Genomic DNA, 14,022 nt, shown 5'->3' with positions numbered 1-14,022 from the left:
AAGCTCTCTATAAGCTACCCCCACCCTCCTTAAAGACTTTTTTCACCAAAATTCCTCTCTACTCTCTTCCGAACTTTTCCGTTTCCTTCCGAATTCCTCAGCCCTCCCAATTTCCTCATTCTCTCATTTTCTAATTTGCTAATTTCTCTTTTCCGTCACTATATTTCCCCTTTGAACGGAAGTTCGCGAGAGCGGAGTATGTGAGAGGGGGATGTTTATACAATACTAAGAGGATATTTATACAACAATAATGACCGTCGCTTCCCTAGTGCCTATGGCCTAAGGCCTAAGGCCTCCTTATTTCCTCCCTACCTGAATGCTAAATTCGTAATGATAATACGGTTGGTTGAGCAAAAACTCTTTATGTACGCGTGGCGACCAGCTGTCGTCACCTCCTACACCCATTTGAGCCTCATCGATGTGCAAATAAGTGTGGTCTCCACGGCGCAGTTCTTGGGTTTCTTTGGATTGATTTAGCGCATCATCTGAATAGTCTTGCACGTTGAAATTAAAAAGTTTAGGCGCACTGATGTACAGTTCGGTAGTACCCGAAAGGAGTTTGAGCCAACGGGTATCGGTATGGTTGCCGTTTTCAGAAGGCATCACATAAGGGAAGTGCATATCCTTTACTGCACCGCTGTGAATACCCACAAAAGCCGATTCTTTTCTATCGGCATAAGTTTCATAAGGACCTTTGCCGTACCATTCCACTTTATTAAAACTCTTGTCGAGCGTTAGGAGCATTCCCACTCTTGCCAAAGGAGGCACAGAGGCAGGTACTTCCACATTTGTGCTGATATCTATACGTCCGTCTCCATTAATGAGGTAAGTTACTTGTTGGCTGATATTGCCCGCTTTGGTTTCAATGCGGTTGTGTGCTACTATCTTCACTTGGGTTTCCCCTATGGGCGTAGCTTTCATTTCGGTAGCTGTTACCGTAGCTTCTTTTAGTCCTGCTTTGCGCCAAGCTGAGGCATATGATTGTTCAAAACCTCCTTCGTCGTTATCGGTAGGCACACGCCAAAAAGAGGGCACCATCGCTTCTGAAAGTAAATTTTTCCCTTTATGCGTAAATTGACTTAAACCGCCTGTTTTTTTGCTGAATACAGCTGTAAAATCGTCGCCTTTTACGGTGAAGTTTGTCGCTTCGTCAGTAAAGGTTAGTTTTTTATCGGAGTTCTTGGTGAGTTCTCTCTCAACACGGTTAGGGAAAGCGAGTTGTTCTTTGGCTACTTCAAAATCTTTTGAAGCCCAAGCAGTAGCTTTTTTATTCTTAAAACGGAAGTTCATAAAGTATTCCTTGCCGTTTTGTACTAATTTTGTATCGAAAGGTATTTGTAGGGCTCTTTGGCTTTGTGGGGCGATGTTCAAGTCGTTGATTACCCCATTGGCGATAGGCTTGCCATTTTCGATAAGTTCCCATTGCAAATACACCTCATCGCTATTTACAAAGTAGTTGCTATTGCTAATGAGCACCAAACCTGTGTTGATATCAATATCCTTTACATTGAAATACTGATATACCTTTTTCAGTTCGTGCATTTCGGGTTGAGGAACGCCAGTGGCATTTACCAATCCGTCGTTCACATTCGCCTTGTCGATATGATTGATGATATTCCAATACTCTTTGCCGTTCTTATCTTTGCAACGCAACGCTTGATCTTTCCAGTCCCACGTAAAACCACCTTGGTAGCGCTCATTGGTAGCAAAAAGCTCCCAATACTTGCGGAAGTTGCCTAAGCTGTTCCCCATAGAATGGGCGTATTCGCAGATAATCACAGGACGTTTAGGGTCTTCGGTAAAGAGATTGTTTAGGTGGTTGAGCTCGGTGTACATATTAGAGATGATATCGTAATGCGAGAGCACGCCTGCATAAGCAGGATTTTTAGATTCGTAGTGTACGGGGCGCTTTTGAGGGTCGAGAGCTTTTATCGCCTCGTAAGCCGCATCGAAGTTCTTGCCCCAACCCGATTCATTCCCCATCGACCAATAGATGATACAAGGGTGGTTCTTGTCGCGAGCAACCATATTCACATTGCGCTCCACGATATCTTTTTGCCACTCAGGGCGTTCGCCTATATAGTAGCCACTCTCCCACAATCCGTGGCTCTCGATATTGGCTTCGTCTACCACATATAATCCATATTCGTCGCAGAGGGTATACCACTCAGGCTGATTGGGGTAGTGAGAGGTGCGCACCGCATTGATGTTGTGCGTTTTCATCAGGATAATATCGTCAATCATTGATTGGCGGGTGATGGTGCGACCGTTATAAGGGTCGAACTCGTGGCGGTTCACTCCTTTAAACTTCACAGGCTTGCCATTCACGAGGAGCAATCCGTTTGTTAGTTCAACTTTCCTGAACCCTACATTTTGAGTAAACGATTGTAATACTTTGCCTTTGGCGGTGAGCAAACTGAGTTCCACTTTGTAGAGGTTAGGGGTTTCGGCAGTCCATTTCAACGGATTTTTTACAGCTATTTGGGCACTAACAGTAGCTTCTTTTCCCGCAGCAATATCCGCAATAGAGGCTTTTTCACTGCCTATCACATTGCCTTTACTGTCTTTAAGGGTGGTTTGTACCACAAGGGCATCGCTTACTTTTTCGCCTAAATTCTGTACCTCTACTTGCACCTGCAAGGTAGCATCGCGGTATTGCGCATCGAGCTGAGGATAAACCGAAAAGTCACGCATACGCAACTCGGGGGTAGCAAAGAGGTATACATCGCGATAAATACCGCTGAGTCGCCAAAAGTCTTGGTCTTCTATATAACTGCCGTCCGACCAGTTTAAGACTTTTATATAGAGCTCGTTTTTGCCTTTTTTTAGGTAAGGAGTGATGTTGAACTCGGCAGGTAGCATTGCATCTTCGTGATAGCCCACTTGCTTGCCATTGATGAACAAATACATCGCCGATTGCACTCCCGCAAAGTGAATGAACACTTGTTCGCCTTTCCATTTGCTGGGCAAAGAGAATTGCGTTCTATACACTCCCGTAGGGTTGTAGTCCTTAGGGGTGTAAGGAGGGTTCATCTCAAACGGATATTTGATATTGGTAAAAACAGGAGGGTCATATTGGTTGCTTTGCAGTTGCCAATTCGAAGGCACTTTTATAGCGTCCCATTGGGTAATGCCTTTGCCCAAAAAGAAATCGGCAGGCACTTGTGAAGGGTGCTTGAAGTAAGCAAACTGCCAATTGCCATTGAGGAGTATTTTCCCAGCCGGCTCATAGTGGCTATGGCTTTTTTCGGTGTTGATACTGCTTACCGCTAAGTTTTCCCAATCGTGGGTTTGCGCTATGCTGAGGCTACTCGCCAAGGCAAGTACTGATAAGAATAAGGTACGTTGTATTCTCATAATCGTTTACTATTTTATGGTTTGTTATTCTTCTATTGTAAAATGTTGTTCGTTATTATTATCGGCAGAATGTAAGCCCACCCACAGCAAGCACTCGCTGGGCTCAGTGTCTTTTTTTCCATTGATACTGTAAAAAGCAAGAGCTTCGGAAGGCAGTTCAAAACGGACTTGTTTGCTTTCACCTGCTTTGAGAGAGATTTTCTGAAACCCTTTCAATTCCTTTACGGGGCGGCTAACACTTGCTACTAACTGTCGGGTATAGAGTTGTACCACTATTTCGCCCTCGGTTGTTCCTGTATTCTGCACAGAGGCATTTACTATAATGCTATCGTTATAGCGTTTTATACTTTTTTTATTCAGATGCACATTACTAATAGCAAAGGTAGTATAGCTGAGTCCGTAACCAAAAGGATAAAGAGGCGTAATAGAACTATCCAAATATCCTGCATTATAATGAGGGCGGTGGTCTACTTCTTCATTATTTGTATATACAGGTCGCCCTGTGCTCTTGTAGTTGTAGTAAATAGGAATTTGCCCTACACTGCGGGGGAAAGACATCGTTAAGTGCCCCGAAGGATTTACATCGCCTGCTATCACATCGGCAATGCCATTGCCCCCTTGTGTACCAGGAAACCACGCTTGCAAAATAGCTTGTACATTCTCGTTTTCCCAAGAAAGGTCGAGCGGTCGGCCGCTAAAAGTAACGATAGCTATGGGCTTGTTTATGGCTTTTAGTGCTTCAAGCAATTGGCGTTGTGCTTGAGGCAAACGAATGTCGGTGCGCACCGCCGATTCTCCTGCCCAGCTGCTCTGTTCACCTACGGCTACTAATACCCTATCGGCTTTGCGAGCTATAGCAACCGCTTCTTTGAGTTGTTCTGTTGAAATAGTTGTAAAACCACAGCCTTCGGCATAAAGAAGTTTTACGTTTGTACCCTTGTATTTCTCGGTAAGCCCTGTGAGTAAACTCACGCTTTGTTTGCCGTCGCCTAAGCACGTCCAACTGCCGTTGATATCACTTGTGTTGTTCATCATAGGCCCTATTACAGCAATCGTTTTACCGCTATCTTTTTTGATGGGTAATACTTCAGCTTCATTTTTCAAGAGTACTACTGAGGAAGCAACAGCTTGTCGCGCTACTTTCAGATATTCCTCAGTAAAAGTATTTTCTTTGGCACGGGTTTCATCTAAGTATCGGTAGGGGTCATCAAAAAGGCCTAAAAGGAACTTCATTTCCAATATATGCCTTACTGCTTTATCAATTTGAGCTTCGGTTACTTTGCCTTCTTTCACTAAGGCACTAAGGTATTTAATAAAGGTTGCCCCATTCATATCCATTTCTATTCCTGCATTGGCTGAGAGGTTTGCCGCTTGTTTATCATCTTTGGCTACCCCGTGTCGCACCAACTCGTTAATACCTGTGTAATCACTCACTAACAAGCCGTTAAAACCCCATTCTTTGCGGAGTACCTCAGTAAGCAACCACTTGTCGGCGGTGGCAGGCACTCCGTTTATCTCGTTCAAAGAAGCCATTATACTGCCTACCCCTGCGTTTAGGGTCGCCTCATAAGGAGGTAAATATACATTGCGCAAGGTGTGCATAGAGAGTTCAGCTGTATTATAGTCCTTGCCTGATTCGGCAGCTCCATAGCCGGCAAAGTGTTTACCACAAGCTAAAAGCGTGTGAGGGCTACTCAACATTTGCCAATTGTCTCCCCCTTGAAATCCTTTTACGCGCGCTTCGGCAATGAGACTTCCTAAATAAGGGTCTTCGCCTGCGCCTTCCATTGCGCGCCCCCAACGAGCATCGCGGGTAATATCTACCATAGGGGCAAACGTCCAGTTGATACCATCGGCACTAGCTTCACGGGCAGCGAGTTCAGCTGTTTTGCGCATCAATGCCAAATCCCACGAGCAAGACTCAGCTAACGGAATGGGAAAGATAGTTTTATAACCGTGTATCACATCTTGACCAAAGAGAATAGGAATACCCAAACGCGTTTGTTCTACCGCTATTTTTTGCAATTTTCGTATACCTGCAACCGAAGTAGCGTTAAAAATACTTCCTACCAAGCCTTTTTCGAGGTAAGGTTGGTACTTATCAGCCATTACAGGGCCTGTAACCGACCAATCGGCTGAGAATTGCGTCATTTGTCCGATTTTTTCTTCAAGAGTCATCAAACGCAGTACCGAATCTACGCGCTGTTCTATGTGTTTATCGCCACTGAAACTCTTTTGGGTGAATTTTTCATTATCAGATTTTAGGATAGCGGGTGTTGCGCAACCTATCATAAGTAACGAAATAAGCGTTTTAAAGATGTGTTTGCTATATCTCATAGATACATTAACGTTTTTATAAAAAACACCTTCCTGCCTGTACCCTTCCCTTGAAATGAGAATTACATATTGCTTTGTTCTTACAATTTTGCCCTTTGCTCATCTATCAGGGCAATAAGAAAACTAAGGAAAGAAGACAGGAAGATGCTATGGGTTTTCTAATACCACTACTATCGAACGCTTGAAGGCTGGAATCAATGCCTTTCCGTCATACATAGGCATATGTCGTTCCCATTTATCTGTCCAAGGGTCGTAAACACTGTAATGAGTATATTTTATATTTATAAGGTTGAGTGGTATTTCAAAATCTCGTTTCATTTGGGCAGGACGCCCCTCACGCAACTCTGTTTTCCAATTGTTAGTTAGGTCTCTGCACCACAATATCGTTTTTGTTTTGCCTTTTAGTCCGTAACAGGCTACGGTATTTCTTTTGAAAAAGAAGGGTTGCATCGCTTCTTTCACGGGGTCAATTCCTTCAATAGCGTTTTTGAAACGCCCAAAGTGATACCACAGTTGGTTAGGCTCGATATAATGATCCCAATGCCAAGTATTGCCCGAACCTGCACTACCTCCAAAGAAAGGGGCAAAGATAAAATCGTGTAATAAAATGCCCTCTGTGTCTTTCGGATAAAGCGACGAAGGTCCTGCGTGGTTGGGGTTTACAGCTCCTATCTCATTGATGATAACAGGCTTGGGGTCGTTTTTGGTAAATGTCAAGCCCATAGCTACGGCATCGGTTGCTAAAGCACTCACAGCTCCTTTCACTATCGGGTATTGATGCCACTTGTCGCCCTCGTCTAAATAACGGTGAATGCTCAAAAACTCGTTGTCAGGTATTACTGCTAACTTCTTGTAGTAGTCGTCCATATAAGAGGCGTGCATACTGCCTAAGGTTTGGGTAACCAACTGATTAGGGCATAACTTTTTCACTTTACCGAGCATCTCTTCGGTAAAAGGAAGCCACTCTGCTTCGGGTACTGCTGAATCCATTTCGTTCCACAGCTCCCAGCCATATACATACGGGTGGTTTTGGCACTTTTGAGCAAGTGCTTTGAGGCGTTTTAAGTAGGATTTTTTGCCTTTTTTAGTACTTACATACTCGCTTACATTCTTGAACTTGGTAGCTAGTGAATAGCTGTTACACCAAGAAGCATCAGGTGAGATGTTATTAGAGATAGTACGCAAGTGATGCAGGGTGAATTTAAGGTAAATATGATACTTTTCTGCAAGTTGTAGCAACTGTTCTATACGCGCTAACTTCTCGGGATTGTATTTTCCTTCCCTTTGGTCTTCTATTTCTAAGAACTCAGTACTTATCCAGATGCGCATTGCATTTCCGCCATTCTCGGCAAAGTGTTTAAAGTACTTTTCTACCTCTTCAAAATTATGCGATGGTAGATAATTGGTGCTAATAGGAATCCACGTCGCACCGTTTTTTTCAAAATAGCGCGGGTGGGTTTTGCTTACCGTTATATTTGCTTGTGCCAAACATAGCGGACTGCTTAGGCAAAGCATTAAAAACAAAGCGTTTCTTAGTGTTTTATGTAGGGTTATGTTCATTTTAAATCAAGTAATAGGTAACAAGTTTTAAAAACGTTTTTGTTTTCATATGTAATAGTCTTTTTTATTACTTATTGTTGTATGAGAGTCGTTTTATAATACTTCTATTTTAGTTAAAGTAATATGATTATAACTATAATTTGCTGGGTGAATCCACTTTTTACAAAGAGTTTTTACCTCTCCTTGAATTTTTACTTTTATAGTAGTGCCCTCTTCCTTATATTTTAAATCTCTTATTTTTTGAGGTAAAATATCCTCATTGCAAACTATAAAAAAATGAAACCCCTTGCCTATCCAAAATGTATTAGGATAATAAGTATTTTGATTGTTTGCATAACTTATTTCTTCTTCAAGAGATTCTTTAATAGTCCAAACAGTAGGACTATTGCACCCACAATCTTCTTGTGGAGGAGTCTCTTTTTTTGAGCAACCGCACCCCACTATTGCCAATAACAGTAGTGCTAAAAACGTTTTTGTTTCCATAATGCTTTATTTTTATAAGTGATGTTTTTATTTGTCTTACGAAATTCAATCGTACAGAAAGCAGGCAGGTTCTTCTGATGAGCCTCTCAGAGTCCCTCCAATAAATCTGCTGATAATCCCGTGTGACTCACACCCTCATTTGCTCATTTCCAAATTTCCTAATTCTCTAATTTTCCCACCTGTCTTGCTACGACCTCGTGCCTAAATATCTTTGTTCACTTCAAGAGGCAACACTTCTACGGTTACAGTAGCGTTTTCAGGTAGTTTTTGTACTACCGCACCGTAGTATAACACTACTGGTTCAAATAGTCCAAGTAAGTCGAGGTCTACTGTAAGCACGTAGCTATTATTGTTTTTCTTGCTAAACCTACATTTCGCCTGTGCCATTTCAGAAAGCCCTTTTCTTCCTATGATAAGAGTCTGAGTACCGAAATCAATATCCTTAAATTCCTTTATAGTACTGAGGTCAGTATTAGGAAAGAGCGCTTGTAGGGCTTCTTTATTTTGGACAACTCGGTAACCATCTTGGGTAAGGGCAAAATTCACAAAACTATGCTCAGGAGTATTTTCTACAGTCGCAAAACTCTTAACCATTACAGCCTCAGGAAATGTTGTTTTCTCTTCTGTTTTAGAACAACCACAAGCTGTTATCACCAATAACAACATTGCCAAAAATGCTTTTGTCTTCATATATAATTGTTTTTAAGATTACTTACTGTTCATTTCAATTCCTGCACCAAAACATTTTCTATTATAAAAATATTCTTTGGCAGAAAGTCTTCTTTCGGGATTATCGGCAACAACCGAGTATGTATATAAGGAGATGTTTTCACCACATTACCTTCATCTTTTCCATCACTACATTTCCCCTTTTTCGTTATACTCCCCCTAGTGCCTATGGACTAAGTCCTAGTTCCCCTCTTCCTCTTTCTTTCGCCTCGAAACCCCGTTTTTACCATTTTTTGCGTCGCTGTATTATGCTATTAATCAATCATTATATACCCTTCCTATACCAATCGTCCAAGATTCGTATAATTTCCTATAAGCTCTCTATAAGCTAACCTCACCCTTCTCATAGCCCTTTTTCATCAAAAAGTCTCTTAGTCTCCTTCTGAAAATCTTCGTTTCCTTCCGAAAATCCTAACCAGTCCGATTTGTCCTACAAGTTATACCTGTCAACCCTCCTTTTTTATCACTACCCATTTTCTAATTCTCTCATTTTATAATCTGCTAATTCACACCACAAAGTTATAAAATATTTGTCAATACAGCAATATGCTCTCTCTCTTTTCACTCTAAGTCAGTTTTTCCCTTTATTTATTTTTCGTTCAAGCTTTAACTTACTTTTTACTGACATACTCAGCTGTGAACCCTCGCAGGCTTTACCTTTTACCTTAATTCATTCTCACCACCGCCTCTTTCAGTCCGTTACTTGTAGCGCGTAGTTGTACCTTTCCGTCTTTTTCACCTGAGCGGATAATCACTTGGCATTTGCCATTGAAAAGTTTGCGCTCTACACGCTCTCCTTCGGCAAAAGTATCTTTCTCGTGCGAACTGGGGTCGCCGTTTCCTACTCCTATAATGCGAGCATCTCCTGTAAGCTGAAACTGTATAAGGGCATCGGCATTGGGTACTTCACGTCCTTTTTTATCTACTACACTCACGTTCACTATTACGGCATCTTGCTTACCGGCTTTCAGTTGTGTTTTATGAGGAGAAAGCACAATCGCAAAAGGTTTTTCGGTAGTAGTTATTTCGGAGGTAATCCGCTTCCCATTCTTAGTGCCTACCGCTTTCAGCGTACCTTTTTCGTAGGGTACTTCCCAATATAAGTGTCCAAAAGCAGGTATTTTTTGTTTGCCGAGCGTCTTTCCGTTCAAGAAAAGTTCCACTTCTTCGGCATTGCTATATACCCACACTTTTACCACAGTGTTTTGGGGCAGGTTCAGATTCCAATGAGGGGCTATGTGCAATACAGGCGATTCGCTCCAATGGGCTTTGTAGTAGTAATACACGTTCTTAGGGAAACCACACACGTCCATTACCCCAAAATGCGAACTGATATTAGGCCACGCAAAGGGGGTAGGCTCTCCGCGATAGTCGAAGCCCGTCCATACGAAACCTCCCATAAAACGAGGGTCGTTAGCAGTCGTGCTGTACCATTGCTGTGCTTGTGATGCCCAACTGGGGTAACTCTTGTCTTGGTCGAGCAGGTAAGCGCGTAGGGTATCGGCTACAAAATGACCACTGTACCCCCCGGCTTTGTCGAGCACTATTTCCGGCAGATACACCCCTCGAGTACCCACGGTGCTGGCTACTTCGGTACCAATGATAGGTTGATTGGGGTGCGCTTTCTCATAATCGGTAAGACCATAGAGGTTGTAATTGAAGCCTCGTACGGGTATGGCAGCACTCACCCCTTCATTTTCATTACCTACGTTGGCGCCATAAGTGCTCACGCGTGAAGGGTCTAAATGCTGTTGTAAACTCACCAACGTACGAGCGATGCGCTCACCAGTTTCGGTACTTTGTATTTTTTCTTCTTCATTCCCGATACACCACATAAAGACGCTAGCGTGATTGCGGTCGCGCTTGATAAGGTCTTCAAATTGTTGGCGGTATTCTCGCCCGCTGTTTAAGAGTCGGGTTTCGTCCATCACTAATAAACCCAAACTGTCGCAGGCTTGTAGCACGGCAGGGCTATGAGGGTGATGGGCAGTGCGGTAGGCATTGGCACCCATCGCTTTGAGTAACCCGATACGATAATACTGCAATTCGTCTAATAGTGCAGTACCTACGCCGGCGTGGTCTTGATGTACGCACACGCCTTTTATTTTCATTTTTTTGCCGTTGAGGTAAAAGCCGTCAGATTGATAACTAAAAGTGCGCACCCCAAAGCGGGTGTGAATAAGGTCGGTGGTCTTTCCGTTGGAAATGATTTTCGTTGTTAAGGTGTACAGATAGGGGTGCTCAGTGTCCCAAAGCTGTGCATTAGGAATGTTAAGGTTACTCTTTACAGTTACTTTTTCATTAGGGGCAAAAGTAGTATTTGCAGATTTGTGAGTAGCTATTACTTTCTTTTCACGGTTAAGAATACTCCATTCCACCTGAAAAGTTTGCGGACTTGTCTCTCGGTTATAAACAGTAGCTTCGGCGTGCATTTCGGCTTGTTTGCCAATGCTTTTGGTATAGATAAAAACCTCTTCGGGGGAAGAGTGAACAGGGCTGTAAGAGTTCAGCCACACGTGCCGATAGATACCTGCGCCTTCGTAGAACCAACCTTCGTTTTGGGTAGCGTCTACCCTTACGGTAATCACGTTGGGTTTGCCAAAATGCACCAAATCGGTAATATCGTACTTTACTCCTGTATACCCGCTGAGATGATGCCCTACATAAATGCCATTTACCCAACACCGACTGTCCCTAAAAATACCGTCGAATTGCAGTTCGATGCGTTTGCCAGCTTCTGTCTTGCTGAGATCAAAGGTTTTTCTATACCAACCGATACTATGCTCGGGGAAGGTACTGCCTAAGGCTTTATATCCGTGTGACCAATCACCTTTTTCACTGAAAGGGAGAGTTACTGCCCAATCGTGAGGGAGGTCTACGGTTTGCCACGCGCCATCGTCGTAGTCTATGCTCGAAAAGTTAATGCCTTTGGAAAGTGTTTTTGAGAAGTCGTTATATACACGGTAGTACAAATCTTTAGTAGGGTCGGTAGCGTGCCCTAAACTGAATTTCCAACCGTTATCTAACAATATATGCTCCCTAATGGCTTGCCCATAGATGGGGTGAGCAAGCCATAGGAGCATACCGATGAGAAAGGGAAGAAACTTGTATGGATATCTCATTTACTTTTTAGGTACATATTTGTATACCTTTACCCAATCTACTTGTAGTTTGAGTTGTTTGGTAAAAGGTTTGTTAATGTCTTTTTCTGTTTGGAAGCATAAATGGTGAGGTGCTTTAGCCATTGCTACAGGATCTTTAAGAGTCCATTCGAGTTTACCGTCGATGTAAATCTTTATGTACTCAGGCGCCCATTCCATTGCCACAATATGCCAATCACTTTTGTTGTAGTGGAAGCTCTTTTGGTACTGTTGGTCTTTGCCAGATACTGCGTAATGGATATAGGTATTCCAAGCGTTGTCCTCGTGATTTGTTTCATAGATGTCGTTTTCGCCATCGTCAGGCCATTTTTCACTCTCAGGCCAAGTAAGTCCTAAACCGCTGGAAGACTTATTAGGATCTTCGTCCATACGTATTCTGAACTCAAACTTGCCGTATTTGTAGTTCTTCTTATGAGCTATTCCACCTGTTATAAACATTCCTTCACGTTTATAATCTCTGTCGATAAGGCAATTCAAGAAGCCGTCTTTCACTTCTATGGCATAGGTACGGCGCGTATTCTCAGGTTTGAGTTTACCTTCTTTTTCGAGGTATTCATTGTCATACACAGCCCAATTATCTGTGTTTAAGGCATTGCCATCGAAGTTGTCTTGGAAGTCTAACACCCATTCAGTAGGGGTTTCAGGCATAGGGTTGTCTTCAATAGGAGCGTCTCCTCCCGATTTGTTACAGGCAGTAAGCCCGCACAATAACATTGTAATAAAACTAAAGGTTGTTGCGTTTTTCATATGTTTTTTAATTATCTATTTAATAAATTCATTTAAGGTGCTTTTTTAATAAAGATATCTGAAAAAGTCAAGTCTTCGTAATTGTTATCCCAGCTACCTATCTTTATCACAAAGTATAGCTTACCCGTTTTAGTAGCTGTGTAAGTCTTTTCCCCTGAAGCTAATTCCGACATCAGTCCGCTTTTAGGTGTTTTAATTTCTCCCGATAGGTCAAACACCTTACCGTCGTTGAAATCTTTGCCTTCTTCTGGTTCCCACTGACTTATATACACTTGTATCCAGCCCCACGCTTTGCCTTTGGCGGTGAGTGTCATATCGTAAGTATAAGTTTCACCTCCGCTTACTTCAATAGGCTGATAAATTACGTGGTTGAACATCTTTCCTTCGGTGCCCGAAGTGTAATGAATATTACCGTCGGTAATGGTGATATCAGCTTTTTCTGAAAGACCTCCATTGATGCCTTGCAACAGTATTTTCCAAGCGTCTTTTTTGATGTTAGTCTCTACCGGAGGTTTAGGAGGCTTAGGACTATTATCTTTCTTGAATACGATATCAGAGAGGGCTAAATTCTCAAAGTTGTTATCCCAGCTACCTATCTTTATTACAAAGTATAGCGTACCGGTTTTACCAGCGGTATAGGTTTTTTGGTCTTGGATAGCTGAAAGCTCGGCAAATGAACCACTCATAGGAGAGGTGATGTTGTTTTGGAGTTCTAATACTTTGCCATCGCCGAAGTCTTTGCCTTCTTCGGGTTCGTGTTCACTCACATACGCTTGTATCCAACCCCACGCTTTTCCTTTGATTTCCACGTGCATATCGTAAGTGTAAGTCTGTCCTTTTTCTACGTTTACTGGTTGATAAATCACGTGGTTGAACTTACCACCCACTTTACCAGATGAGTAATGTATATTACCCTCAACGATATTAATCTTAGCATCGGCTGTAATTTTTCCGTCTATACTTTGTTTTAGCACCTTCCAAGCATCTTTTTTTATCATATTTTCCACAGGAGGCTTAGGAGGTTCAGGTGGAGTAGGCAAGAACTTCGCCCCGTCAATCACAACAATAGTAGTCGCTTTGTTTTGGAGGATTCTCTCATTGCCATAAATGCTTACTGCCAAAGCGATGCGATTCTTGTAGTAATCGGGGTGGTCGGTAAGGAGCTTTTGCACATCTACGTCCAAGTAAAACGATTCTTCACTTTTACCAGAGGCAACGCTTACGCTTTCAGGCAATGTGTAAGAGCCTTCGGGTAGTACTACAGCCGGTTTTTTCTCGTCGTTTTTGTACTTTTCTACATAAGCATTAGTAGCTTGTGCATCAACTTTTACTTTTACAGCAAAGCCATCGGTAGAGAGACCAGAGTTCTTCACGCCGAGCACTATTTTCAATTTCTTGGTAGTCTCGTCGAAAGTGTAGTTTTCGGAGTTTCCGCCGAAAGGCACATTGTATTCATTACCTCCGTTGTTCAACGAGGCTTGTGGCATATAGATATTGTTTATACCAGGGTCTTCAAAAACATCGTCTTTTTTACAAGCGATGAAGGCTACGAATAGGAGTAGCAATAATGTAATGTTTTTTGTTTTCATATATAAGAGATTGTCCTCACCCCCTCCTTCTCCCCCTCCCCGAAGGGAAGGGGGAGGGA

The 14,022-nt window shown here is 42.6% G+C and carries 8 protein-coding genes; all 8 read right to left on the bottom strand.

Annotated features, from left to right (window positions below):
- Positions 1-297: 297 nt before the first annotated feature.
- A complete protein-coding gene (locus HMPREF9078_RS07755; protein ID WP_009420153.1) occupies positions 298-3,357 on the bottom strand; it encodes a glycoside hydrolase family 2 TIM barrel-domain containing protein in 3,060 nt (1,019 codons plus the stop codon).
- 24 nt (positions 3,358-3,381) lie between these two features.
- Positions 3,382-5,694 (bottom strand): beta-glucosidase BglX, encoded by a 2,313-nt coding sequence (gene bglX / locus HMPREF9078_RS07750; protein WP_009420152.1) that lies wholly within the window; start codon positions 5,692-5,694, stop codon positions 3,382-3,384.
- A 147-nt stretch (positions 5,695-5,841) separates the two neighbouring features.
- A complete protein-coding gene (locus HMPREF9078_RS07745) occupies positions 5,842-7,254 on the bottom strand; it encodes a cellulase family glycosylhydrolase (RefSeq protein ID WP_009420151.1) in 1,413 nt (470 codons plus the stop codon).
- A gap of 93 nt (positions 7,255-7,347) precedes the next feature.
- Positions 7,348-7,737 carry a hypothetical protein gene (locus tag HMPREF9078_RS07740; protein WP_009420150.1) on the bottom strand — a complete coding sequence of 130 codons (390 nt, stop codon included), beginning with the start codon at positions 7,735-7,737 and terminating at the stop codon, positions 7,348-7,350.
- A 201-nt stretch (positions 7,738-7,938) separates the two neighbouring features.
- Positions 7,939-8,427 carry a hypothetical protein gene (locus HMPREF9078_RS07735; RefSeq protein ID WP_009420149.1) on the bottom strand — a complete coding sequence of 163 codons (489 nt, stop codon included), beginning with the start codon at positions 8,425-8,427 and terminating at the stop codon, positions 7,939-7,941.
- Positions 8,428-9,131: 704 nt separating this feature from the next.
- Positions 9,132-11,588: a beta-galactosidase GalA gene (gene galA, locus HMPREF9078_RS07730; RefSeq protein WP_009420148.1), complete on the bottom strand. Its 2,457-nt coding sequence runs from the start codon at positions 11,586-11,588 to the stop codon at positions 9,132-9,134.
- Entirely contained in the window at positions 11,589-12,374 is a 786-nt protein-coding gene (locus tag HMPREF9078_RS07725) for a glycoside hydrolase family 16 protein (protein WP_009420147.1), read from the bottom strand.
- A 32-nt stretch (positions 12,375-12,406) separates the two neighbouring features.
- Positions 12,407-13,963 (bottom strand): DUF1735 domain-containing protein, encoded by a 1,557-nt coding sequence (locus tag HMPREF9078_RS07720; protein WP_009420146.1) that lies wholly within the window; start codon positions 13,961-13,963, stop codon positions 12,407-12,409.
- Between the last annotated feature and the right edge of the window lie 59 nt (positions 13,964-14,022).

This window comes from Capnocytophaga sp. oral taxon 380 str. F0488, from assembly GCF_000318255.2.
GTDB classification, from domain to species: domain Bacteria; phylum Bacteroidota; class Bacteroidia; order Flavobacteriales; family Flavobacteriaceae; genus Capnocytophaga; species Capnocytophaga ochracea.
The sequence above is the reverse complement of the archived record's forward strand: the minus strand, read 5'-3'. Positions and strand labels throughout refer to the sequence as shown.